Here is a 21,733-nt window from a genome sequence, read left to right as displayed (position 1 = left end):
GCTCGCTCCTCGCGCTCACGTGGTCACCTCCGCGGTCTGCTGGGACGCCACGATCTCGGCGTACGTGGGGCAGGTCGCCAGGAGTTCGGCGTGCCGGCCGATGCCGACCACGCCGCCGTCCTCGAGCACGATGATCTGGTCGGCGTCGACGATCGTGGAGACCCGCTGCGCCACGATCACCACCGTGGAGTCCGCGGTGACCGGCCGCAGCGCGGCCCGCAACCGGGCGTCGGTGCCGAGGTCCAGCGCGGAGAACGAGTCGTCGAACAGGTAGATCTCCGGCTGGCGGACCAGCGCGCGGGCGATCGCCAGCCGCTGCCGCTGCCCGCCGGAGACGTTGGTGCCGCCCTGGGCGATCGGCGCGTCCAGCCCGCCCGGCATCTCGGCGACGAAGTCGCGGGCCTGGGCGATCTCCAGCGCCGCCCACAGCTCGGCGTCGGTGGCGTCCGGGTTGCCGTACCGGAGGTTGCTGGCCACCGTCCCGCTGAACAGGTACGGCCGTTGCGGCACCAGCCCGATCCGGCGCCACACCTCGTTCGGCTCCAGCAGCCGTACGTCCACCCCGTCGACCAGCACCGCGCCGGCCGTCGGGTCGACCAGCCGGGGGATCAGCGTGAGCAGGGTGGTCTTCCCGGCCCCGGTGGCCCCGACGATGGCCGTGGTCCGGCCCGGCTCGGCCCGGAACGAGATGTCGTGCAGCACCGGGGCACTCGCCCCGGGGTACTGGAAGGCGACGCGGCGCAGCTCCAACTCGGCGCGTCTGGTCATGGCGAGCAGCGGGTCGGTCGGCGGGACCACCGAGGACTCCGTGTCCAGCACCTCGACGATCCGTTCGGCGCAGACCGCGGCGCGCGGCACCATCATCAGCATGAAGGTGGCCATCATGACGGCCATCAGGATCTGCATCAGGTACTGCAGGAACGCGGTGAGCGCGCCGATCTGGATCTCGCGGGCGTCGACCCGCTGCGCGCCGAACCAGAGCACCGCGACGCTGGAGACGTTCAGCACCAGCATCACCACCGGGAAGATCAGCGCCATCAGCCGGCCGGTGCGCAGCGCGGTCGCGGTCAGGTCGGCGTTCGCGCGGCCGAAGCGTTCCGTCTCGTACGGCTCGCGGACGAACGCCCGGACCACCCGGATCCCGGTGATCTGCTCGCGCAGCACCCGGTTGACGGTGTCGATCCGGGTCTGCATCTGTCGGAAGCCCGGGACCATCCGCCGGATGATCGCGCCCAGCGCGATGGCCAGCACCGGGACGCAGACCAGCATCAGCCAGGAGAGCCCGACGTTCTCGCGCAGGGCCATCACCACCCCGCCGACGCTCATGATCGGCGCGGCCACCAGCATGGTGCAGCTCATCAGCACGAGCATCTGCACCTGCTGCACGTCGTTGGTGTTACGGGTGATCAGCGAGGGGGCGCCGAACCGGGCCACCTCCCGCGCGGAGTAGCGGTTGACCTGAGCGAAGATCTCCGCCCGGGTGTCCCGGCCGAAGCTCATCGCGACCCGGGCGCCGAGGAAGACCGCGGCCACCGAGCCGGCGATCTGGACCAGGCTGACCAGCAGCATCCACCCGCCGGTACGCATGATGTAGTCGGTGTCGCCCAGCGCCACGCCCTGGTCGATGATGTCGGCGTTCAGGCTGGGCAGGTAGAGCGAGGCCATGGTGCCGACGAACTGGAACAGCACCACGGCGGCCAGCGGCCCGCGGTACGGGCGCAGCCCGCCGCGTAGCAGACGGATCAGCACGTGCGGCCTCCTGGTCTGGGCTCCTCGGGTTCCTGGGTCGATGGGTTCAACCGGCTGCCCTCCCCGTCGGACATGGTGGTAATCAGTTCGGTCAGGAACTCCCGGATCACCTCCCGTTTCGCCGGGTCGGCGTCGACGGAGGTCAGCGGCGGATCGCTGTGGATGAGGGCGAGCAGCGTCTCGGCGTGCTCGCGCCCCTTGTCGGTCAGGGTGAGCTGCACGCTGCGCCGGTCGGTGGCGTCCCGGCGGCGGGCCACGAAGCCGTCCCGCTCCAGCGTGTCGACGATGCCGGTGAGCGTGGCGGGCCGGACGTAGCAGTGCTCGGCGACCTCCCGGTGGGTGCTGTCGCCCGCTCGGGCCAGGATCATCAGCACCCGCATCCCGGCCGCGGAGAGCCCGTGGTGGTCCGCCAGGTAACGCCCCCAGTGCTGCTCAAGGAGGTGACCGGCGATCCCGATCAACCGGCCCAGGGGCGCCTGGCGCAGCACGTCCGGGAAGCGCGCCAGTGGTTCCATCTGCACCGCCCCACGTTAGCCCCCGAACCATAAGGCCCCAAACTATTTATCAGGAAGGGCCCCCGCTTGGCGCCTGGCGTATAGGCGGGGGCCCCGCTCAACGCCTGCAGCATTGCCGGGGGCCCCGCTCAACGCGGGTGGGCCGGGGCGTACGGTCACGCGCCGGACGCGACGGCGAGCGCGGCGGCGACGAACACGGCCTGGAGCGCCGTCCGGACGCCCAGCGGGGTAACCGGCCGGCCGGCGAGCGTGAGCCGGCGGCGCGCGGCCGACACGTTGGCCGGGAACATGGCCACCATCAGCAGCGCCAGGCCGGCGCCGGCCCAGCCCGCGGTGGCCGGTACGAGCAGGGCGGTCGCCCCGACGATCTCGAGCACGCCGGTCAGGGTGACCAGGAGATCGGGCCGGGGGAGCCCCGGCGGGACCATCGCGACGAGCTCGGCGCGGCGGGACGCGAAATGGGCCAGGCCGGTCAGCACGAACATCGACGCCAGGCCGACCCGCAGGGCGGGGTGCCAGTCGTCGAGGACGTCCACGCCGAGCAGGCCGGCGAGCCGGGCCGCGACGGTGCCGGCGAGCAGGGCGATCAGGGGTGCCATCCGTTGTCCCTCCCCGGAACAGAGAATCTTGTCAATGGCAAGATTGCGCCACCACTGGCATCTTGTCAATGGCAAGTTAGAGTTGCGGGCATGACACGGTCCGGCTCGTACCATCACGGCGACCTGCGCCGAGCCCTGCTCGACGCGGCGGCGGAGGCGATGGCGGAGTCCGGCGTGGCGGAGCTCAGCCTGCGCGATCTGGCCCGCCGCGCCGGCGTCTCGCACGCCGCCCCCGCCCACCACTTCGGGGACAAGGCGGGGCTGCTCACCGCCCTCGCGACCGAGGGCTACCAGCTGCTCGGCGAGGCACTGCGCGAGGGCGACGACGGCCTGCTGGAGGCCGGCGTGGCGTACGTCCGGTTCGCCGTCCGGCACCCGGCCCACTTCGAGGTCATGTTCCGGCCCGACCTGCACCGCGCCGACGACCAGGACCTGGCGGCCGCCCGCGCCCGTACGCGTGAGCTGCTGCGCGGCGGCGTCGCTCAGCACACCGGACGGGACCCGGACGTCGACTCGCTGGCGGCCTGGTCGATCGTGCACGGCTTCGCCACGCTCTGGCTCTCCGGCGCCCTGCCGCCGCGCCTCGGCACCGACCCGGAGGCCGCCGCCCGTACGGTGATCAGGCGGTTGTTCTCCTGACCGGCGCGGCCCCTCGCCCGGTCGGCGAGGGGCCCGCGGCGGTCACCAGCTGGTCGGCAGCGGCATGCCCTCGGTGTAGCCGGCAGTGCTCTGCACCCCGACCAGCGCCCGGTCGTGGAACTCCTCCAGGTTGCGGGCGCCCGCATAGGTGAAGGCGCTGCGCACCCCGGAGATGATCTCGTCGATCAGGTCCTCGACGCCGGGCCGGGTCGGGTCCAGGTACATCCGGGCCGAGGAGATGCCCTCCTCGAAGATCGCCTTGCGGGCCCGGTCGAAGGCGCTGTCCTCGGCGGTACGGGCGCTGACCGCCCGGGACGAGGCCATGCCGAAGCTCTCCTTGTACCGCCGGCCGTCCGGCTCGGTGTACAGGTCGCCGGGGGACTCGTAGGTGCCGGCGAACCAGGAGCCGATCATGACGTTGGAGGCGCCGGCGGCCAGCGCCAGCGCCACGTCCCGCGGGTGCCGTACGCCGCCGTCGGCCCACACGTGCCGGCCGAGCGCCCGGGCGGCGGCGGCGCAGTCGAGCACCGCGGAGAACTGCGGTCGGCCGACGCCGGTCATCATCCGGGTGGTGCACATCGCGCCGGGGCCGACGCCGACCTTGACGATGTCCGCGCCCGCCGCCACCAGATCGCGTACGCCGTCGGCGGTCACCACGTTGCCGGCCGCCACCGGGACCGCCGGGTCGAGCCCGCGTACCGCCCGCAGCGCGGCGAGCATCCGCTCCTGGTGACCGTGCGCGGTGTCCACGACCAGGGTGTCCACCCCGGCCTCCAGCAGCGCGGACGCCTTGCCGGTCACGTCCCCGTTGATGCCCACCGCGGCGGCGATCCGCAGCCGTCCCCGGTCGTCCACCGCCGGCTTGTAGAGCGTGGCCCGCAGCGCGCCCTGCCGGGTCAGCACCCCGACCAGCCGCCCCTCGGCGTCCACCACCGGGGCGAGCCGGCGCCGGCCCGCGGAGAGCCGGTCGAACCCGGTACGCGGGTCCGCGTCCGCCGGCACGGTGTGCAGCTCGGTCGACATCACGTGCCGCAGCTGGGCGAACCGGTCCACCCCCACGGTGTCCGCCTCGGTGACCACGCCGATCGGGCGGCCGTCGGGGTCCACCACCACGACCGCGCCGTGCGCGCGCTTGGGCAGCAGATGGATGGCGTCGCCGACGGTGTCCGTCGGGCCGAGGGTGATGGCGGTGTCGTGGACCAGGTGCCGCCGCTTGACCCAGGCGACGACGTTGGCCACCACCTCGATCGGGATGTCCTGCGGGATGACCGCGACGGCGCCCCGGCGGGCCACGGTCTCGGCCATCCGCCGGCCGGCCACGGCTGTCATGTTCGCCACCACCAGCGGGATGGTGGTGCCGGTGCCGTCGGCCGAGGCCAGGTCGACGTCGAGCCGCGAGCCCACCTCGGAGCGGGCCGGGGCCATGAAGACGTCGTTGTAGGTCAGGTCGTGCGCGGGGACCGCGCCATGAAGGAACCGCACCTGAACATCATTCCTGCTCGCGCCGCATCCCGTCGCCGCCGGTGGCCCAAACCACCGTGGCCGGGCAGCTCCCGTCCCCCGCCGGCCGGGTCGAGCGCCCGGCGCGGCGAGGGTACGCCCGCGCGCCCGCGCGCCGCGGTGGGCGTTGTTAAGCGGGGCCCGCCTATACAGAATGCGTTAACCGGGGGCCCTCCCAACACCTCAGGCGATGGTGCAGATGGCGGCGCCGGCGCTGATGACCGCGCCGACCTCGGCGGCGAGGCCGCTCACCGTCCCGCCCTTGTGGGCGTGCAGCGGCTGCTCCATCTTCATCGCCTCCAGCACCACCACCAGGTCGCCCTCGGCGACGGTGTCCCCGTCCGCCACGGCGATCTTGACGAGGGTGCCCTGCATGGGTGAGGTGAGCGCGTCGCCGCTGGGCGCCGCGCCGGCCTTGGCGCCGCCGCCCCGGCGGGCCGGCTTCTTCCCGGCGGGCGCGGCGGTGGCCGTACCCGCGCCGAGGCCGGCGGGCAGCGTCACCTCCAGCCGTTTGCCGCCCACCTCCACCACGACGGTCTCCCGCTCGGCCGGGGCCTCGCCGGGGCCGGCGGCGGCGGTGAAGGCCGGGACGATGTTGTCGAACTCGGTCTCGATCCACCGGGTGTGCACGGTGAACGGCTCGGCGGTGAACGCCTCGTCCCGGACCACCAGCCGGTGGAACGGCAGCGCGGTGGCCATGCCTTCGACGACCATCTCGTCCAGCGCCCGGCGGGCCCGCTCGATCGCCTCGGTACGCGTCTCGCCGACGATGATCACCTTGGCGAGTAGCGAGTCGAAGTTCCCGCCGATGACGTCGCCGGCCGAGATGCCGGTGTCCACCCGCACGCCCGGACCGCTGGGCAGCCGCAGCGCGGTGACGGTGCCCGGGGCGGGCAGGAAGTTGCGGCCCGGGTCCTCGCCGTTGATCCGGAACTCGATGGCGTGCCCGCGCGGGGTCGGGTCCTCGGTGAAGCGCAGCTTCTCGCCGTCGGCGATCCGGAACTGCTCCCGGACCAGGTCGACGCCGGCGGTCTCCTCGGTGACCGGGTGCTCGACCTGGAGCCGGGTGTTGACCTCCAGGAACGAGATGGTGCCGTCCGCGCCGACCAGGTATTCCACCGTGCCGGCGCCGTGGTAGCCGGCCTCCCGGCAGATCGCCTTGGCGCTGTCGTGGATCTGGGCGCGCTGCGCGTCGGTGAGGAACGGCGCCGGGGCCTCCTCGACCAGCTTCTGGTGCCGGCGCTGCAGCGAGCAGTCCCGGGTGCCGACCACGATCACGTTGCCGTGCTGGTCGGCCAGGACCTGCGCCTCGACGTGGCGGGGCTGGTCGAGGTACCGCTCGACGAAGCACTCGCCCCGGCCGAACGCGGCGACCGCCTCGCGGGTGGCCGACTCGAACAGGTGCGGGATCTCCTCCATGGTGCGGGCCACCTTGAGGCCGCGCCCGCCGCCGCCGAAGGCCGCCTTGATGGCGACCGGCAGGCCGTGGTCGACGGCGAAGGCCATCACCTCGTCCGCGTTGTTGACCGGGTCGGGGGTGCCGGGGACCAGGGGCGCGCCGGCCCGCTGGGCGATGTGCCGGGCGGTCACCTTGTCACCGAGGTCGCGGATCGCCTGCGGGGTCGGGCCGATCCAGGTGAGGCCGGCGTCGATGACCGCCTGGGCGAAGTCGGCGTTCTCGGAGAGGAAGCCGTAGCCGGGGTGCACCGCGTCGGCGCCGGCCTTCGCGGCCACGTCGATCAGCTTGTCGATCCGCAGGTAGCTGTCGGTGGCGGTGTCGCCGCCGAGGGCGTACGCCTCGTCGGCCAGGGTGGCGTGCAGGGCGTCCCGGTCGGAGTCCGCGTACACGGCGACGCTCGCCAGGCCGGCGTCGCGGCAGGCGCGGATGACGCGTACGGCGATCTCGCCGCGGTTGGCGATGAGTACCTTGCGCACCTTGTGGCTCCTCCCCGGGTCGATAGCCGGGAGTGTATCGGCCGGCCTGCCGGCCCTAACGATCGCTCAGTGTGGGATGTGGCACTGTCCGCGCCGCCGGCTAGTCAAACTTGCTTATTACGCTTGCCCGGTGTCGGCAACGCGGATGATGATTCTGGGCCTGGTCAGGTGGATGCAGCCGGTGCACGGCTACGACGTGCGCCGTGAGCTGCTGAGCTGGAGCGCTGACAAGTGGGCCAACGTGCAACCCGGATCGATCTATCACGCGCTGCGCAAGCTCGCCGACGAGGGGCTCCTCCGCGAGGTCTCCACCGAGCAGGTGGGTGCCCGTCCCGCCCGCACCACGTACGCGGTGACGGCCAAGGGGGAGGAGGAGTTCGAGACCCTGCTGCGCGCGCAGTGGTGGCAGCTCAACGAGGGGCCGGATCCGTTCGCGGCGGCCTTCTCCTTCCTGCCCGCCCTGCCCCGGGAGGAGGCGGCGGCGGCGCTGCGCAACCGGGCGAACCTGCTGCGGGCCGGTATCGAGTCGATGCGCGCCTCCCTGGGGTCGGAGTGGGTGCGCACGACCAAGCCGGTGCACGTCGGGTGGATGTTCGAGCTCTGGTCGGCCCGGGCCGAGGCGGACATGGCCTGGTGCGAGCGGATCGCCGAGCGGATCGAGTCGGGAGTGTCGTACCTGCCCGCTGGAATGGAGCGGGCCGAGGGCTGGTCCGGGTGGACGGACTGCGCCCCGCCCGACGGCACCCAGCCCGACGGTGAAGACGCGCATTAATCAACGTTGACCATAAAAGCTATATCGCGATAACCTCTCCGGCGAGCGGCGTGGGAGAGATGCGTCCCCGTCGCGGGGATCGGCGGCCGGTGACTCCGGCCCGGACGACCAGGAGCAGGAGCAGACATGATCGAGACCAGGGGGTTGCGGAAGTCCTTCCGCTCCCGGGCGGGTCGCGAGACGAAGACCGTGGACGCGGTCCAGGGGGTGAACCTGGAGGTCGCCGAGGGGGAGATCTTCGGCTTCCTCGGCCCCAACGGCGCCGGCAAGACCACCACCCTGCGGATGCTCGCCACGCTCATCGAACCGGACGGCGGTGAGGCCACCATCGCCGGCGCCGACCTGCGCAAGGACCCGGCCGAGGTGCGCCGCCGGATCGGTTACGTGGCCCAGGGCGGCAGCACCTGGGACGAGTCCACCGCCCGCGAGGAGCTGGTGCTCCAGGCCCGGATGTACGGCATCGGCAAGGCCGACGCGCACCGCCGTGCCGCCCGCGCCCTGGAGGCCTTCCAGCTCACCGAGTACGCCGACCGCAAGTGCAAGACGTACTCCGGCGGCCAGCGCCGCCGGGTCGAGATCGCGCTCGGCATCATCCACGAGCCGAAGATCGTCTTCCTGGACGAGCCGACCACCGGCCTCGACCCGCAGAGCCGCGCCCACATGTGGGACGAGATCCGCCGGCTGCGCGCCGAGGGGATGACCGTCTTCATCACCACCCACTACCTCGACGAGGCCGACGCGCTCTGCGACCGGATCGCGATCATGGATCACGGCGAGGTGGTGGCCGAGGGGACCCCGGCCGCGCTCAAGCGGGAGATCTCCGGCGAGGTGGTGCTCGTCGGCCTCGACGCCGGGAGCACCCCGCAGGCCGCCGAGCTGCTCGACACCGCCGCGTACGTCAACAAGCTGGAGACGGTCGACGCCGGCGGCCTGCGGCTCTTCGTCGACGAGGGCGCCACCGCCATCCCGCAGATCCTGCGCCGGCTCGACCAGGGCGGGATCGAGCTCAGCTCCATCGAGCTGCACCGTCCCAGCCTCGACGACGTCTTCCTCACCAAGACCGGCCGCTCGCTGCGCGAGTCCTGACCCCCGGAGAAGCTGTCATGAAACTCGCCCGCGACACCTGGCTCATCTTCCGGCGGCAGACCCAGCTGCTGCTGCGCAACCCCGTCTGGATCTTCGTCGGCGTCTTCCAGCCGGTGATGTACCTGCTGCTCTTCGCCCCGCTGCTCAAGCCGGCGCTGAACGCGCCGACCCAGGCCGCCGCGTACAAGATCTTCGTGCCCGGCCTGCTGGTGCTGCTGGCCATCTTCGGCGGCCTGTTCCAGGGCTTCGGCCTGATCGCCGAGTTGCGCGCCGGGATCATCGAGCGGTCCCGGGTCACCCCGGTCAGCCGGCTCGCCCTGCTGCTCGGCCGCTCCCTGCGGGACGTGGTCTCGCTCATCGCGCAGGCGGTCATCATCACCCTGCTGGCGCTCCTGTTCGACCTGCGCGTCTCCCTCGGTTACCTGCTGCTGGCGTACCTGATGCTGGCGCTGATCGCGCTGATGACTTCGGCCGTCTCCTACGGCGTCGCGTTGAAGGTCAAGAGCGAGGACGCGCTCGCCCCGCTGATGAACACCGTCGCCCAGCCGGTGCTGCTGCTCTCCGGCATCCTGCTGCCGCTCACCTTCGCCCCGGGCTGGCTCCAGGGCGTCGCCAAGTGGAACCCGTTCTCCTGGGCGGTCGACGGGGTGCGTGCCCTCTTCGCCGGTGAACTCGGCAACGACAAGGTCTGGCAGGGGCTGGCGATCATCACCGTGCTCGCGGTGGCCGGCGTCTTCTGGGCGGCACGCCAGTTCGCGCGCAGCGTTCGGTGACAGCAGAGGCCCCTGTCAACGCCTGCGGTTGAGAAGGTTCCCCTGCTCACACCCCGGCTGACCAGGGAAGGGGCGCCGGCCCGCCGCGCGTAGCGTAAGGCCGGTGCCCCGCCTCACCCGTGACCGGACCACCTGGCTGACCTACGCCCAGCTGGGCCTGTGGGGCTTCTTCCTCTACGGGTTCGGCCCGGTCGTCCCGCTGCTCCGCGACGAGCAGGGCACCAGCGCCGCCGTCGCCGGCCTGCACAGCACCGCCGTCGCGGTCGGCGCGCTCGCCGGCGGGGCGCTCTTCGCCCCGCTCGCCCGCCGGATCGGCCGCGGCCCGGCCATCTGGACCGGCCTGGCCGGGCTGGCCGCCGCGGTCACCGCGTTCGGACTGCTCCGGCCGCTGCCCGCCACCCTCGCCGCGGTCGCGCTGATCGCCACCGCCGGGATGCTGGTGGTCAGCGGGGTGGCGGTGATGCTCACCGCCCGGCACGGCGCCGCCGCGCCGGCCGCGCTCACCGAGGCCAACGCCGCCTGCGCCGGCATGGGCGTACTCGCCCCGCTGGCCATCGGCGCCAGCGTCGACGCGGGCTGGGGCTGGCGGCCGGTGATGGCCGTCGAGGTCGCGCTGATCACGCTGGTCGCGCTCGCCGCGGTCAGCTTCCGGGTACGCCCGCCGCACGGCGCCCCCGCTGCCGCGGCTGCCGCCGGCCGGATCGAGGTGAGCGCCTCGGCGGCGGTCGAGAATCCGACCGGCTCGACCCCGACCGGCGGCAGCCCGGGCGCCGGCGGTTCGACGGAAGGCCACCCGATCGCCATCGGCCCGGCCGGCGGTGGCCTGGTCGACGGCGAGCGGGGCCGGGCGGCGGCGGATCGGCTGCCCCCGGCGTACTGGATCGCCTGGGTGCTGATGTCGGTCACCGGGTCCATCGAGGTCTGCCTGTCGTTGTGGACCGCCGACGTGCTGCGCTCGCACGCTGGAATGTCCGCCGGGTCGGCCTCCGCCGCGGTCGCCGCGATCGTCTGCGGCATGTTCCTCGGCCGGCTCGTCGGCGGCCGGTTCGCCCTGCGCTGGCCGCCCGCGCCGCTGCTGCTGGGCGCGCTCGCCGTGTCGCTGGCCGGGTTCGCGCTGTTCTGGGTCGCGTCGGTCGGCTGGCTGGCCGTCACCGGGCTGGTGGTGCTGGGGCTCGGCAACGCGCTGCACTACCCGCTGGCCATCGCGATCGCGCTCGCCGTGGCCGGCCCGGCCGCGGACAAGGCGGCGGGCTGGTCGTCGTACTCGATGGGCGTGGGTTTCGGGATCGCGCCGGTGGCGCTCGGCTGGGTGGCCGACGGGATCGGCCCGCACCTGGCGTTCCTGCTGCTGCCCGGCTTCATCGCGGTGGCCGCGCTGCTCACCCGACGGCTGGCCCGGGCGCTGCGGACGCCTTCGGCGCCCGCGCGCGAGCCCGTCCCCGCCTGAGGCTCCCTGCCGAGCGGTGGGCGTCAGCGGACGCGGGCCAGGGTGAGGCCGTCGGCGACCGGCAGCATCACCGTGTCCACCCGCACGTCGGCCAGCACCGCGTCGTTGAACGCGGCGATCGCCCGGTCGGCGGCGTCCTCCGGGGCGATCACCCGGCCGCCGCGCAGGGTGTTGTCCAGCGCGATCACGCCGCCGGGCCGCATCCGGGGCACCAGTTCGTCCCAGTAGACCGGATAGCCGGTCTTGTCGGCGTCGATGAACGCCAGGTCGAGGTGCCGCTCCCGGGGCAGCTCGCGCAGCGTGTCGCCGGCCGGCCCGATGCGCAGCTCGATCCGGTCGGCGAGGCCCGCCCGCGACCAGTAGCGACGGGCGATGGCGGTGTACTCCTCGGAGACGTCGAAGCAGGTCAACCGGCCGTCGGCGGGCAGCCCACGGGCGATCGCCAGCGCGGACAGCCCGGTGAAGGTGCCCACCTCCACGGCCCGCCGGGCGCCCAGCATCCGGGTCAGGAAGGTGAGGAAACCCGCCTGCTCCGGCGCCACCTGCATGCCGGCCTGCCCCGGCAGCGCGGCGGCGGTCTCCGCCACCAGATCACGGACCACCTCGTCCGGCGCGGAGCCGTGCGCGACCAGGTATGCGTGCAGGTCGTCGGTGAGCGGGAGCGACTTGCGGGTCATGACAGCACGCTAACCCAGCGGCTCGACCGACTGGCCGCCCGGCGCGACCTTCGTCCACAGATCGGTGACGCGCAGGTCCAGCTCGCGGAGCAGGGTACGCAGCAGCGGCAGGCTGAGCCCGACGACCGTGCCCGGGTCCCCCTCGATCCCGGTGAGGAACGCCCCGCCCAGCCCGTCGATGGTGAACGCGCCGGCGACCGCCAGCGGCTCGCCCGTGCCCACGTACGCGGCGATCTCCTCATCGGTGATGTCCGCGAAATGCACCGTCGTCGAGGCGACCGCCTCCGCCCGCGCCTCCTGCGTCACGTCGATCAGGCAGTGCCCGGTGTGCAGCACCCCACTGCGACCGCGCATCCGTACCCAGCGCTGGGTGGCGTCCGCCGCGTCGTCCGGCTTGCCGAGGATCTCCCCGTCGAAGGCGAGCACCGAGTCGCAGCCGAGCACCAACGTGCGCTCCTCCGCGCTCGGCCGGAGCCGCCCGAGCACCGCCTGGGCCTTCAGCCGGGCCAGCTCCAGGCACAGGTCCTCGGCCCGGTCGCTGACCACCTGGGACTCGTCCACCCCGCTGACCAGCACGTCCGGCTCGATGCCGGCGGCCTGGAGCAGCTTGCGGCGGGCAGGACTCTGCGAGGCGAGCACGAGGCGCAGCGGCATGGAGTTCGACACCCCGCCGACGCTACCGGCTGACCCGGGGCGGTGGGTCGTCGGCACGGCGACGGCGCCGAACGAGGGCCCACGCGCCACCGGCCGCAACCAGGACACCCAGCGTGGCCAGCCCGCGTACGGTCGCACCGCCGTCGCCCTGGTCGCCCGTCGGCGTCGGAGCGGCGGCCGCCGTCGTGGTCACGCCACCGGCCCCCGACGTGGCCGGCGCGCCGCTCGTCGGCCGGGCACCCCGCGCGGGTACGTCCGCGGTGAGCGCCGCCACCGGGTCGACCACCCCGAAGCCGTACTGGTCGTCCCGGCCGGGTGGGCCTTTGTCGACGGCGGTGGCGGTGAGCCGGCGCGCGACCTCGTCGGCGGACAGGTTCGGGTATTTCGATCGGATCAGCGCCGCCACGCCCGCGACGATCGCGGTGGCACTCGACGTGCCGGTCCCCTTGGAGTACTTGCCGTCGATGCTCGTACTGACGATGTCGACGGCTGGGGCGGCGATATCGATCTCGGATCCAGTGACCGACACGGCTGCACGTTTTCCTGATCGGTCAGTTCCGCCGACGGCGAGGACGCCTAGTTCTGAGGCGGGGTAGCCGACGACCACATCCTCGGGTCGGTTTCCAGCGGCTGCCACCACTACGATGTCCGCCTTGATTGCTGACGCTATAGCCGTCCGAAGTCTAGGGCTGGCACCGCCTCCGCTAGAGATGCTGATTACCCTGACTCCCCTTGTTATAGCGTATTCGATGCCCTTTGCAAGTGAATCGGGTTCGCCCTCTCTGTGCGGCGGGGAGACGAAAATTGGCAACACCTTCGCCTTTGGCGCTACACCGAGAGCACCTATTTGTCCACCTTGCCCATGCGCGGCGATCAATCCAGCCATCGAGGTTCCATGGCTGTCCTGATCTTGCCGCCCGTCGCCCGCCCCGCCGGAGATGATGTCGGTGCCAGGTTGGAGATTGCGGATCAGGTCGGGATGGGGGGCGACCCCGGTGTCGGGAACCGCCACCGTGATGCCCGCGCCTTGGCTAACCCGGTGTACCTCCGGGATGCGAAGATATCGAAGATGCCACTGGTCGGTCCGGACCCGATCAGCTCCGCTCGAAACTGGAGCAGCGGCGGACGGATTTTCGGGCAGCCAGATGGGAGTCGTGAGGACTAAAAGGCTGAGGAAGGCCCCGATTCGGCGTTGCATCACCGGCCGAGGCCGATGGCTGGACCGGGGTCAACCGGTCCCTCGTCTGCCGGTGAACGGACGACTGGCGCCACCCCTTCATCGGTCTTCCAGGGATTGTCGGGGTCCCAGCGCCGTGGCTCTGCAGCGTCGCTGCCGCAGCGATCCGAACGGAGTGGCATTCCGCCTTGGATGCTGTTCCCCGATCCAGGGGAACCGCCGCCGAGCCAGGATCCTCCGTCGCTGCGGCCGCTGCTGCTCATGCCTCGTGTGCCGCCGAGCGGGGGTAGGCCGTGTGGGGTGGCGTGCTGGCCTCCACGACTGAAGTTGGGTCGAGATCCGGCTGCCCCAGATGGCGCAGTGCCAGCACTGCCACCTCCAATCACGCCGCCGATCGGGTTCACCCGACGTGGAGCGCCAGCGCCCCCTGGCTGGCCCAATCCCATGGCTGGCGTGCCACCGATCAACCCTCCTGGTGTCGTTGCCCGGGGTGGGGCGGTCGGCGACAGGTGAGGCGAGGGATTGCCGGTACCGGATTTTGGGATGGCTACGCCCGGCTGCCCACCCGGTGGTCCTAGGCCGCCGCTGCGGCCGCTGGAGCGGGTGATCGGGGAAAGCGTCGGTGGTAGGCCGGGCGACGACGGCGCGGTTGCGGGTGTAGGTGATGCCACGCCGCCGGGGGAGAGAGGGCTGACCGGCGTAGCCGGTGCTGGACCTGCACTACCCAGCACAGGGCCGGACCCGCCGACGGGGGCTGGCCCGACGACTGGCCCGGTCTGGATAGGCGCTCCGCCACCGAGCACCGGGCCTACGTGCGGCGCATGTGGCGTTGGGACTTGCCGGGATTTGGTAGGTGGCCGGTTTGCAGAGGAAACCATGCCTGTTGCCGGGATCGGCACAGGCACGATCGGAGGGATAACTGGTGCTTGTGTATTCGTGCCATAGAGGTCTGGGTTGTCAATCTGCTTTGGGGGGCGCAAGGGAGCGGGTGGCCTCTGAAGCGCCACTTGGGCCTGCTGGAGTTCGCCACTGAGGCCGTACATGATGCCTCGCGCCCGCACGTCCAGCCGGCTCAGCTCCGCCTCGGTCACCGGCGCGTCGGGCAGCCGGCTGCCCATCAGCGCCTTCGGGTCGCTGACCGTCTCCTCGTACGCCTGCTTCCGCCTGAGTTTGTTGACGTACTCCTCGAAGACCGGCCGCAGCGTCCGGCGGGCGTCGTCGATGGCGCGGGTGGCGGCGGAGAGGGCGGTGAGGTTGGCCGACGCGGCGTCGTGGGTGCGGCGTACCCGGTCGATCAGCCCGTCGAGCTCGGCCAGGTACGCCCCGGAGGCGGCGCTGGTCTCGGGCGGCCACGCCTGGGCGAGCCCGTCGCGATAGGTCCGCAACCGGCTCAGGTGCAGCTGGGCGAGGTCGCAGACCTTCGCCCAGCCGGAGACCTGTCGCCAGTGGTTGGCGGTGTCGTGGTCCTCGACAAGGGACCACATGCTCACCACGTCCATCGACTGCCAGTCGGTGAGGCCGGCCCGTCCGCTGCCGCCGCGCTCGATCATCAGAGCACCTCCCCGCGGTTGTCCATCCGGTCGGGGTTGGTGAGCACCAGGCCAGGGCCGGGTCGTGCGGTGGACGGGTCGGCGAGGGCACGTTCCACGTCGGCCACCCGGGCCGCGGAGAAGGCGTCGGCGTCGGTGTACGCGGCGGCGACCTTGCCCGCGGCGGCGGCCAGGTGACCGGTGGCGTCCCGGACGTCGAAGATCATGTCGGCGGTGGCCTGCTGGGTCTCGTGGTGCGCGCGCAGGAACTGCACCAGTTCCTGGAAGGCGTCGTACGGATTGGGGATCGGGGCGGTCATGTCGTCGGCGATGTATGACAGGTGCGGCCCGTAGTTCTGCCGCACCTCCGCCTCGAGTCGCTCGGCGAACTCGCGGAGCTGGCGGATGTCGGCCTCGATGCCGCCGTAGCCGCGCAACCAGGACGCTGGGCGGTCCTCCTGAGGGATCATCCACACTCCCTAACCGTCACGGCTCCGTTTCCCTGAGTGAGGTTAACGGGTGTGGGCCATCACCGGCAGCCCCGCCGGCGCGGGGAACCGCCGTCAGGCGTACGCCAGGTTGATCAGCGGGGGAGGCCGGAGGCGCGCCACGCGCCGCGGCCGGCGGTGGGTCGCGCGCTGCGGGCCCAGAGCGACGCCGGCGCCGGCGCGGCCGGGGCCAGCGGGCGCGAGCGGGCGGCGATGACGCCCACCAGCGCGGCCAACTCCTCGGCGGTCGGCACGCCGCGGACGACCCGGAACAGCGGCTCATCGGCAGACATGACGTCAGCGTACGCGTCAAGAAGTTGACCTTCGCCGCAGAGTGGCGTGCCGGCGGTGTGTCATCGGGCGCGGCCGGGTACCGTCTCCTGCGATGTCGAACGCGCTTCCCCAACTTGTCGCCGACCGGTACCGGCTCATCTCGCCGCTCGGCCAGGGCGGCATGGGCAGGGTGTGGAAGGCGCGCGACGAGGTGCTGCACCGCGACGTGGCGATCAAGGAGCTCGTCCCGCCGCCCAGCCTCACCGACGACGAGCGGCGCGAGATGCGCGAGCGGTCGCTGCGGGAGGCCCGTGCCATCGCCCGGCTCAACCACATCAACGTGGTCCGCATCTTCGACGTGCTGCGCACCGACGGCGACCCGTGGATCGTCATGGAGTACGTGGCGTCGAAGTCCTTGCAGGACACTCTCGCCGAGGACGGCCCGGTGTCCCCGGCCCGCGCGGTGGAGATCGGCCTCGGGGTGCTCGGCGCGCTGAAGGCGGCGCACAAGGCCGGCGTGATGCACCGCGACATCAAGCCGGGCAACGTGCTGCTCGGCAACGACGGTCGGGTGGTGCTGACCGACTTCGGGCTGGCCACCATCCCCGGCGACCCGAACGTGACCCGGACCGGCATGGTGCTCGGCTCGCCCGCGTACATCGCCCCGGAGCGGGCGAAGGACGGCACCGCCGGTCCGGAGGCGGACCTGTGGTCGCTGGGCGCCACCCTTTACGCCGCAGTGGAGGGCAAGTCCCCGTACGCCCGGCCGTCGGCGATCGCCACGCTGGCCGCCCTGGCCACCGAGCCGATGCCGCCGCCGAAGAACGCCGGCCCGCTGAAGCCGGTGCTGAACGGGCTGCTGCGCAAGGACCCGAACGAGCGGATCACCGCCGAGGTGGCGGAGCGGCTGCTGCGCCGGGCCGGCGGCAAGCGGGCCAAGAGCATCTCGCTGCTGGACGGCGTACGCCGGCCCGGGCCGAACGGTCCGCGCGAGCCGCACCCCCGGACGGTGCCGGCGCCGCGGCCGGCCGAGACCTCGCCGGGCGGCCAGGCCACGCCGCCGCCCGCCCCGCGGAGCCGGCCCGGTGCGGCGGGGGCGGTCGCGGCGGGCTCGGCCGCTTCGGCGGGCGAGGACGCCACCGCGAAGGTGCCGGCCCCGGTCGACGCCGAGCCGACGGCGAAGGCCGAGACTCCGGCGACGTCCACGACGGACGCCGAACCGACCACCCGGGTCGACCCGCCGCCGGCCGGCGAGCGCCGCGACCCAGTGAACCCCACGTCGGTGATGCCGGCGCAGGCGGACCCGGCCGCCGGCCGGGCGACCGTGGTGCCCGGCACGAAGCCGGACCACGGGCGGCGCAACCTGCTGATCGGCGCGCTGGTCGCCGCGCTGCTGGTCGGCCTGGTGGTGCTGGTGCCGCTGCTCAACTCCGGCGACGGTAAGAAGGAGTCGCCGCAGACCGGTCCGACCGCGGCCGGTTCGGGTGCGCCCGGCGGGTCGTCGGTGGCGCCGTCCGGGCAGGCTTCCAGCGCGGCGCCCGCGCCCCCGCCGGCCACCACCGGGCCGACCAGCGCCGCGCCGAGCCCCACCCCGTCCGCGCAGTCCTCCTCGCCGAACGCCCCCGCCCTGCCCGCCGGGTGGACGCTGAAGAACGACGGTCCCGGCTTCGCCGTGCCGCTGCCGCCCGGTTGGAGCGGCGGGCAGACCGGATCCGACACGGCGATCTACCGGGGACCCGACGGGGTGGGCAAGCTGCTCGTCCAGTGGACGCCCAACCCGAAGTCGGACGCGTACGCCGACTGGCGGCGCATCGAGCCGGACCGGAAGAAGATCGTCAACGACTACCAGTTGCTCGGCATCGACCGGTGCACCTACTACCGCACCTGCGCGGACTGGGACTGGCTGCAGACCGACCGGGGCACCCGGGTCCACGTCCGCAACCGGGGCTTCGTCACGGCGACCAACCGGGGCTACGCCCTGCGCTGGGAGATCCCGGCGGCGCAGTGGGACGCGAAGCTGACCGACTGGGCCCAGGTCGTCCGGCACTTCAAGCCCGATCGGCGCAACTGACCGCCGCTGCGAATTTCGTTCGCATGACCTCCCGCCCGGCGGGGTATCCCTTCCGCACGACGGAAGGGAGGTAACGACATGGGTCACCGACGCAAGGACACCCGCCCCCGGTTGGCACTGTGGATGCTCGTCGCCCTCGGCGATGCGGTGCTGGTGCTGGTCAGCGCGGGTCTGTCGGTCCTGTTCGCGCTGCTCGCGGTCGTGTTCCTCACCGTCGCCGGGGTGGCTGCCTGGCGGCTGACGCGCCGCGGTGCCGCGGTGCGGCGCGAGCGGATCCCCGCGCCGGTCACCGTGCCCGGCGTGACGCGACGGAGGGCCTGAGGCCGGACGTGGGGGTGGCGGCAGCCGGACCGGTTGGCGATCGTGCTGCGCCAGGCGATCCCGCTGCCGCCGACCCGTGCGGCCCGCGGCCCGTACGTCAGGCGGTGTTGTTCGCCAGGGCGATCAGCCGGCTGCGGTCGCCGTTCCAGTAGTTGCGGTCGACGTTGCCGCTGATCCCGGAGACGCTGCCGGTGCTGGTGTACTGCCAGAAGCTCCACACCGGCGCGCCGGCCGGCAGGGTGCCGGGCGTGCTCGACCAGCGGGCCAGCCACAGCGGGTGGTTGGCCCACGGGCCGGTCCAGCTGCCGGTGCACTGGTTCCACCAACTGGTGGTGGTGTAGATGACCGCGTACCGGCCGGTGCGGGACCGGTAGGTGTTCAGGAAGTCCTGGATCCAGCTGCGCATGCCGGTGGTGCTCAGGCCGTAGCAGGTGCCGCCGCTGTACGGGTTGGCCTCGATGTCCAGCGCGGCGGGCAGGGTGCGGCTGTCCGCGGACCAGGCGCCGCCGTTGCTGGCCAGGTAGCCGGCCTGGGTGGCGCCGGAGGAGATGTTCGGCCGGGCGAAGTGGTAGGCCCCGCGGATCACCCCGGCGTTGTAGGCGTTGACGTAGTTCGTGTTGAAGTTCGGGTCCTTGTAGCTGGTTCCCTCGGTGGCCTTGATGAAGGCGAACTCGATGCCCGCGTTGCGGACGCTGGTCCAGTTGATCGTGCCCTGGTAGCGCGAGACGTCGACGCCGGCCACCGTGGCGGCGGCGGCCGGGCCGGTGGTCGCGACGAGGGCCGCGGCGGCGGTGGCGAGGACGGTCAGGCCGGCCGCGAGCAGCCGGCGCACGGAGATTCTGGTACGGGTCATGGATGCCTCCAGAGACGCCGATCAATTGACAGACATCTTTGAAGGTTAGTGCCCTAGATCGCAAGGGTGGCTGAACAAATTTTCAGCCGGCCGGTGGTGGAGCACCGGGATCGACGGTAGGTGATTCAGCGCAGCGAGGCGGGATCGAGCTGCCAACGGAACGGGTCCGTCAGCGACAGCGTCTCGCCGGCCTTGGCGACCCGGTCCTCGACGTAGTGCCCGCCGTCCAGCCGGTACAGCCGCAGCGCGTGGCTCTCGCCCTCCTGCTCGACGAGCAGATACCACGGGATACCGGCGATCGCGTAGAGCTGCATCTTCAGCACCCGGTCCGCGGCACCGTTGCCCGGCGAGACGATCTCTCCGACGAGCGCGACCCGGCCCGCGTCGAGGCACACGCCGTCGTCGTCGGCGTTTGTGACGACAAGGTCCGGGATCACGATCCGGTCGACGCCGAGCCGCACGTTGATGGCGTCGTAGACGAACAGCCCGGCCGGCTCCGCCGCCAGCTCGATGCTGTTCGCGAGTCGTCGCGCCACCCGCTGGTGTCGTCGGCTCGGGGCAGGGCTCACGATCAGGCTCCCGTCGAGCAGTTCGATGCGGTCGCGGCTCTCACCCAGCGCGAGGTAGTCGGCCTCGGTCCAGAGGCCCACGTGCGACCCGAAGGGCTCCAAGGGGACTGCGCTCACCGACCTCACCTCCGCTCCGGCGCCTCGCCCGATCAGTTTCACACCCTACGGTCCGCCGGCCACGAACCGACACTCGATCAGCGAGTAGGCTCCCGGCCCATGTTCTCGATCGACGGCCTGAGCGCGCTGTGGGACAAGCTGTTCAGCGCGCAGCCCGACCCGCCACCGCTGCTGGTCCTGGTCACCGCCGTCCTCGCGCTGGCCGTGGTCGCCACCCGGTTGCCCTGGCGGATCGCCCGGAACGCCATCACCATCGCCCACGAGGGGGGGCACGCCCTGGCGGCGCTGCTCACCGGCCGCCGGCTGCACGGCATCCGGCTGCACTCGGACACCTCCGGGCTGACCCTGTCGGCCGGCCGGCCCAGCGGTCCCGGCATGATCCTCACCCTGCTCGCCGGGTACCTCGCCCCGTCGCTGGTCGGCCTGGCCGGGGCCTGGCTGCTCGGCGGCAACCGGATCACCCTGCTGCTCTGGGTGGCGGTCGTGCTGCTGCTGGCCATGCTGGTGATGATCCGCAACGTGTACGGGGTGCTCTCCCTGCTGGTCACCGGCGGCGCGGTGCTCGCCGTCTCCTGGTACGCCACCCCACAGGTGCAGGCCGCCTTCGCCTGGACCGGCGTCTGGTTCCTGCTCCTCGGCGGCGTACGACCGGTGTTCGAGTTGCAGAGCCTGCGCAGCCGCGGCCGGATGCCGGCCTCCGACGCCGACCAGATGGCCGGGCTCACCCCGTTCCCGGCGCTCTTCTGGGTCGGCGTGTTCCTCGTGGTCAATCTGGCCGTGCTCGTCGTCGGCGCGCTGCTGCTGGCCGGCCCGATCCTCACCGACGCCGGCCTCATCAGCTGATCTCGCGCACCGACCTCGCTGGCTCTGCCACCCGGCCGTCGCGGACCGGTCCGGCGGGGCAGAATCGGGGCATGCGGTACGTGATCATCGGGGCGGGCGCGGTCGGCGGCACCATCGGCGTACGCCTGGGGGAAGCCGGGCGCGACGTGACGCTGGTGGCCCGCGGCGCGCACCTCGACGCGATCCGTACGCGGGGCCTGACCCTGCGTACGCCCGACGGCCCGGTGACCTGGCGCGGCCCGGCCGCCGACGGGCCGGGGCAGACGCCGCTGCCGGCCGACACGGCGCTGGTGCTCACCGTGAAGTCGCAGGACACTGAGGCGGCGCTGGCCGCCTGGGTGGACGCGCCGGTTGTCGGGGGCGGCACGGCCGGTGAGCGGCTGCCGTTGTTCACCGCGCAGAACGGGGTGGCCAACGAGCGGGCCGCGCTGCGGCTGTTCGCCGCGGTGCATCCGGTCTGCGTCTGGCTGCCGGCCACCCACCTGGAGCCGGGCGTGGTGGTCGCCAACGGCCACCCGCATCCGGGCATGCTGCACCTGGGTCGCTATCCGTCCGGCTCGGACCGGACCGCCCGGGACGCCGCCGCCGACCTGACCGCCGCCGGGTTCGTCGCGCCGGTCCGGGACGACGTGATGCGCTGGAAGTACGGCAAGCTGCTCAGCAATCTCGGCAACGGCCTGCAGGCACTGCTCGGCCCGGACGTCCCGGAGCGGCTCGTCGAGCGGGTACGGGCCGAAGGGGAGGCGGTCCTGGCCGCGGCCGGGATCGCGCACACCACCCCGGATGAGGAAGCCGCCGAGCGCGGCGACCTGGTCCGGCACCGCCCGGTCGACGGCGCGGAACGGGCCGGCGGCTCGACCTGGCAGAGCCTGGCCCGGGGTGCCGGCTCGGCCGAGGCCGACCACCTCAACGGCGAGGTCGTGCTGCTCGGCCGGCTGCACGGCGTACCGGCCCCGGTCAACGCCGCCGTCCAGCGTGCCGTCCGCCGGGCGGTCCGGGAACGGATCCCGGCCGGCGGCTTCCCACCTGCGGACCTGGAGAAGATGCTCGACTGACTGTGAGGCTGGCTTGGTCGGTCCGCAAGTGATGGGCTGATGGTCGGCAGCAGTGGGCGTGACTCTTCGTCTGACTGGCTTCGTGCCTTTC

At 72.6% G+C, this 21,733-nt stretch carries 22 protein-coding genes; 10 read left to right on the top strand and 12 right to left on the bottom strand.

What is annotated here, in order from left to right:
- Positions 1 to 15: 15 nt before the first annotated feature.
- The 3 genes from AB0H57_RS13760 to AB0H57_RS13750 all read right to left on the bottom strand — a co-directional run bounded on the left by AB0H57_RS13760 (position 16) and on the right by AB0H57_RS13750 (position 2,863).
- Positions 16 to 1,749 carry an ABC transporter ATP-binding protein gene (locus AB0H57_RS13760; RefSeq protein ID WP_357506077.1) on the bottom strand — a complete coding sequence of 578 codons (1,734 nt, stop codon included), beginning with the start codon at positions 1,747 to 1,749 and terminating at the stop codon, positions 16 to 18.
- The gene (locus AB0H57_RS13755) at positions 1,743 to 2,264 is read right to left on the bottom strand and encodes a MarR family winged helix-turn-helix transcriptional regulator (protein ID WP_357506231.1); all 522 of its coding nucleotides are present in this window, start codon (positions 2,262 to 2,264) and stop codon (positions 1,743 to 1,745) included. Before AB0H57_RS13755 ends, AB0H57_RS13760 begins: the two co-directional genes overlap by 7 nt.
- Positions 2,265 to 2,419: 155 nt before the next feature.
- On the bottom strand, positions 2,420 to 2,863 hold the full coding sequence (locus tag AB0H57_RS13750; RefSeq protein WP_357506075.1) for a DoxX family membrane protein: 444 nt from the start codon (positions 2,861 to 2,863) through the stop codon (positions 2,420 to 2,422).
- A 90-nt stretch (positions 2,864 to 2,953) separates the two neighbouring features.
- Between AB0H57_RS13750 and AB0H57_RS13745 the strand changes: the two genes are divergently transcribed.
- A complete protein-coding gene (locus AB0H57_RS13745; RefSeq protein WP_357506073.1) occupies positions 2,954 to 3,502 on the top strand; it encodes a TetR/AcrR family transcriptional regulator in 549 nt (182 codons plus the stop codon).
- Positions 3,503 to 3,544: 42 nt separating this feature from the next.
- Here AB0H57_RS13745 and AB0H57_RS13740 read toward each other — a convergent pair whose 3' ends face one another.
- Together AB0H57_RS13740 and AB0H57_RS13735 are read right to left on the bottom strand one after the other, a co-directional pair.
- Positions 3,545 to 4,984 (bottom strand): GuaB1 family IMP dehydrogenase-related protein, encoded by a 1,440-nt coding sequence (locus tag AB0H57_RS13740; RefSeq protein ID WP_357506071.1) that lies wholly within the window; start codon positions 4,982 to 4,984, stop codon positions 3,545 to 3,547.
- 201 nt (positions 4,985 to 5,185) lie between these two features.
- Positions 5,186 to 6,937 (bottom strand): biotin carboxylase N-terminal domain-containing protein, encoded by a 1,752-nt coding sequence (locus tag AB0H57_RS13735; RefSeq protein WP_357506069.1) that lies wholly within the window; start codon positions 6,935 to 6,937, stop codon positions 5,186 to 5,188.
- Positions 6,938 to 7,082: 145 nt separating this feature from the next.
- Between AB0H57_RS13735 and AB0H57_RS13730 the strand changes: the two genes are divergently transcribed.
- The 4 genes from AB0H57_RS13730 (at position 7,083) to AB0H57_RS13715 (ending at position 11,015) form a co-directional block, all read left to right on the top strand.
- Positions 7,083 to 7,709, top strand: coding sequence for a PadR family transcriptional regulator (locus AB0H57_RS13730; protein WP_357506229.1), 627 nt, complete (start codon positions 7,083 to 7,085; stop codon positions 7,707 to 7,709).
- A 126-nt stretch (positions 7,710 to 7,835) separates the two neighbouring features.
- Positions 7,836 to 8,795 carry an ATP-binding cassette domain-containing protein gene (locus AB0H57_RS13725; RefSeq protein ID WP_357506067.1) on the top strand — a complete coding sequence of 320 codons (960 nt, stop codon included), beginning with the start codon at positions 7,836 to 7,838 and terminating at the stop codon, positions 8,793 to 8,795.
- Positions 8,796 to 8,812: 17 nt separating this feature from the next.
- On the top strand, positions 8,813 to 9,568 hold the full coding sequence (locus AB0H57_RS13720; protein WP_357506065.1) for an ABC transporter permease: 756 nt from the start codon (positions 8,813 to 8,815) through the stop codon (positions 9,566 to 9,568).
- A 103-nt stretch (positions 9,569 to 9,671) separates the two neighbouring features.
- A complete protein-coding gene (locus AB0H57_RS13715; protein ID WP_357506063.1) occupies positions 9,672 to 11,015 on the top strand; it encodes an MFS transporter in 1,344 nt (447 codons plus the stop codon).
- Positions 11,016 to 11,038: 23 nt separating this feature from the next.
- Here AB0H57_RS13715 and AB0H57_RS13710 read toward each other — a convergent pair whose 3' ends face one another.
- From AB0H57_RS13710 to AB0H57_RS13700, 3 genes are read right to left on the bottom strand one after another with little or no spacing between them, the layout of a single operon-like run.
- Positions 11,039 to 11,692, bottom strand: coding sequence for an O-methyltransferase (locus AB0H57_RS13710; RefSeq protein ID WP_357506061.1), 654 nt, complete (start codon positions 11,690 to 11,692; stop codon positions 11,039 to 11,041).
- A 9-nt stretch (positions 11,693 to 11,701) separates the two neighbouring features.
- Positions 11,702 to 12,358 carry a nucleoside triphosphate pyrophosphatase gene (locus AB0H57_RS13705; protein ID WP_357506059.1) on the bottom strand — a complete coding sequence of 219 codons (657 nt, stop codon included), beginning with the start codon at positions 12,356 to 12,358 and terminating at the stop codon, positions 11,702 to 11,704.
- A gap of 10 nt (positions 12,359 to 12,368) precedes the next feature.
- Positions 12,369 to 13,544 (bottom strand): S8 family serine peptidase, encoded by a 1,176-nt coding sequence (locus AB0H57_RS13700; protein ID WP_357506057.1) that lies wholly within the window; start codon positions 13,542 to 13,544, stop codon positions 12,369 to 12,371.
- A gap of 1,020 nt (positions 13,545 to 14,564) precedes the next feature.
- Here AB0H57_RS13700 and AB0H57_RS13695 point away from each other — a divergent pair.
- Positions 14,565 to 14,900, top strand: coding sequence for a hypothetical protein (locus AB0H57_RS13695; RefSeq protein WP_357506055.1), 336 nt, complete (start codon positions 14,565 to 14,567; stop codon positions 14,898 to 14,900).
- A 172-nt stretch (positions 14,901 to 15,072) separates the two neighbouring features.
- Here the strand turns inward: AB0H57_RS13695 and AB0H57_RS13690 are convergent, their stop codons facing one another.
- Together AB0H57_RS13690 and AB0H57_RS13685 are read right to left on the bottom strand one after the other, a co-directional pair.
- On the bottom strand, positions 15,073 to 15,522 hold the full coding sequence (locus AB0H57_RS13690) for a hypothetical protein (protein ID WP_357506053.1): 450 nt from the start codon (positions 15,520 to 15,522) through the stop codon (positions 15,073 to 15,075).
- Positions 15,523 to 15,635: 113 nt separating this feature from the next.
- Positions 15,636 to 15,833, bottom strand: a complete 198-nt coding sequence (locus tag AB0H57_RS13685) for an acyl-CoA carboxylase subunit epsilon (RefSeq protein ID WP_357506051.1) — start codon at positions 15,831 to 15,833, stop codon at positions 15,636 to 15,638.
- A gap of 92 nt (positions 15,834 to 15,925) precedes the next feature.
- Here AB0H57_RS13685 and AB0H57_RS13680 point away from each other — a divergent pair, with 92 nt between their 5' ends.
- A complete protein-coding gene (locus AB0H57_RS13680; RefSeq protein ID WP_357506049.1) occupies positions 15,926 to 17,884 on the top strand; it encodes a protein kinase in 1,959 nt (652 codons plus the stop codon).
- Positions 17,885 to 17,962: 78 nt separating this feature from the next.
- A complete protein-coding gene (locus AB0H57_RS13675) occupies positions 17,963 to 18,205 on the top strand; it encodes a hypothetical protein (protein ID WP_357506047.1) in 243 nt (80 codons plus the stop codon).
- A gap of 97 nt (positions 18,206 to 18,302) precedes the next feature.
- Here AB0H57_RS13675 and AB0H57_RS13670 read toward each other — a convergent pair whose 3' ends face one another.
- Together AB0H57_RS13670 and AB0H57_RS13665 are read right to left on the bottom strand one after the other, a co-directional pair.
- Positions 18,303 to 19,058 (bottom strand): GH25 family lysozyme, encoded by a 756-nt coding sequence (locus AB0H57_RS13670; protein WP_357506045.1) that lies wholly within the window; start codon positions 19,056 to 19,058, stop codon positions 18,303 to 18,305.
- Positions 19,059 to 19,183: 125 nt separating this feature from the next.
- Entirely contained in the window at positions 19,184 to 19,744 is a 561-nt protein-coding gene (locus AB0H57_RS13665; RefSeq protein WP_357506043.1) for a Uma2 family endonuclease, read from the bottom strand.
- Positions 19,745 to 19,843: 99 nt separating this feature from the next.
- On the opposite strand from AB0H57_RS13665, the gene AB0H57_RS13660 reads away from it, so the two are divergent.
- Both AB0H57_RS13660 and AB0H57_RS13655 read left to right on the top strand, forming a co-directional pair.
- Positions 19,844 to 20,587: a M50 family metallopeptidase gene (locus tag AB0H57_RS13660; protein ID WP_357506041.1), complete on the top strand. Its 744-nt coding sequence runs from the start codon at positions 19,844 to 19,846 to the stop codon at positions 20,585 to 20,587.
- A 71-nt stretch (positions 20,588 to 20,658) separates the two neighbouring features.
- Positions 20,659 to 21,642 carry a 2-dehydropantoate 2-reductase N-terminal domain-containing protein gene (locus AB0H57_RS13655; protein WP_357506039.1) on the top strand — a complete coding sequence of 328 codons (984 nt, stop codon included), beginning with the start codon at positions 20,659 to 20,661 and terminating at the stop codon, positions 21,640 to 21,642.
- Positions 21,643 to 21,733: the final 91 nt, after the last annotated feature.

Origin of the sequence: Micromonospora sp. NPDC050686, from assembly GCF_040654475.1 — a bacterium.
Classification (GTDB): domain Bacteria; phylum Actinomycetota; class Actinomycetes; order Mycobacteriales; family Micromonosporaceae; genus Micromonospora.
Note: the sequence above shows the minus strand (reverse complement) of the source record. Positions and strands in the feature narration are given on the sequence as shown.

Bases quoted from the DNA above. Each gene is read 5' to 3' on its own strand.
- AB0H57_RS13725 (WP_357506067.1), top strand. From the start codon at position 7,836: ATGATCGAGACCAGGGGGTTGCGGAAGTCCTTCCGCTCCCGGGCGGGT.
- AB0H57_RS13655 (WP_357506039.1), top strand. From the start codon at position 20,659: ATGCGGTACGTGATCATCGGGGCGGGCGCGGTCGGCGGCACCATCGGC.
- AB0H57_RS13730 (WP_357506229.1), top strand. From the start codon at position 7,083: ATGATGATTCTGGGCCTGGTCAGGTGGATGCAGCCGGTGCACGGCTAC.
- AB0H57_RS13700 (WP_357506057.1), bottom strand. From the start codon at position 13,544: ATGCAACGCCGAATCGGGGCCTTCCTCAGCCTTTTAGTCCTCACGACT.
- AB0H57_RS13685 (WP_357506051.1), bottom strand. From the start codon at position 15,833: ATGTCTGCCGATGAGCCGCTGTTCCGGGTCGTCCGCGGCGTGCCGACC.
- AB0H57_RS13750 (WP_357506075.1), bottom strand. From the start codon at position 2,863: ATGGCACCCCTGATCGCCCTGCTCGCCGGCACCGTCGCGGCCCGGCTC.
- AB0H57_RS13695 (WP_357506055.1), top strand. From the start codon at position 14,565: ATGATGCCTCGCGCCCGCACGTCCAGCCGGCTCAGCTCCGCCTCGGTC.
- AB0H57_RS13710 (WP_357506061.1), bottom strand. From the start codon at position 11,692: ATGACCCGCAAGTCGCTCCCGCTCACCGACGACCTGCACGCATACCTG.
- AB0H57_RS13755 (WP_357506231.1), bottom strand. From the start codon at position 2,264: ATGGAACCACTGGCGCGCTTCCCGGACGTGCTGCGCCAGGCGCCCCTG.
- AB0H57_RS13660 (WP_357506041.1), top strand. From the start codon at position 19,844: ATGTTCTCGATCGACGGCCTGAGCGCGCTGTGGGACAAGCTGTTCAGC.
- AB0H57_RS13720 (WP_357506065.1), top strand. From the start codon at position 8,813: ATGAAACTCGCCCGCGACACCTGGCTCATCTTCCGGCGGCAGACCCAG.
- AB0H57_RS13675 (WP_357506047.1), top strand. From the start codon at position 17,963: ATGGGTCACCGACGCAAGGACACCCGCCCCCGGTTGGCACTGTGGATG.
- AB0H57_RS13745 (WP_357506073.1), top strand. From the start codon at position 2,954: ATGACACGGTCCGGCTCGTACCATCACGGCGACCTGCGCCGAGCCCTG.
- AB0H57_RS13670 (WP_357506045.1), bottom strand. From the start codon at position 19,058: ATGACCCGTACCAGAATCTCCGTGCGCCGGCTGCTCGCGGCCGGCCTG.
- AB0H57_RS13680 (WP_357506049.1), top strand. From the start codon at position 15,926: ATGTCGAACGCGCTTCCCCAACTTGTCGCCGACCGGTACCGGCTCATC.
- AB0H57_RS13690 (WP_357506053.1), bottom strand. From the start codon at position 15,522: ATGATCCCTCAGGAGGACCGCCCAGCGTCCTGGTTGCGCGGCTACGGC.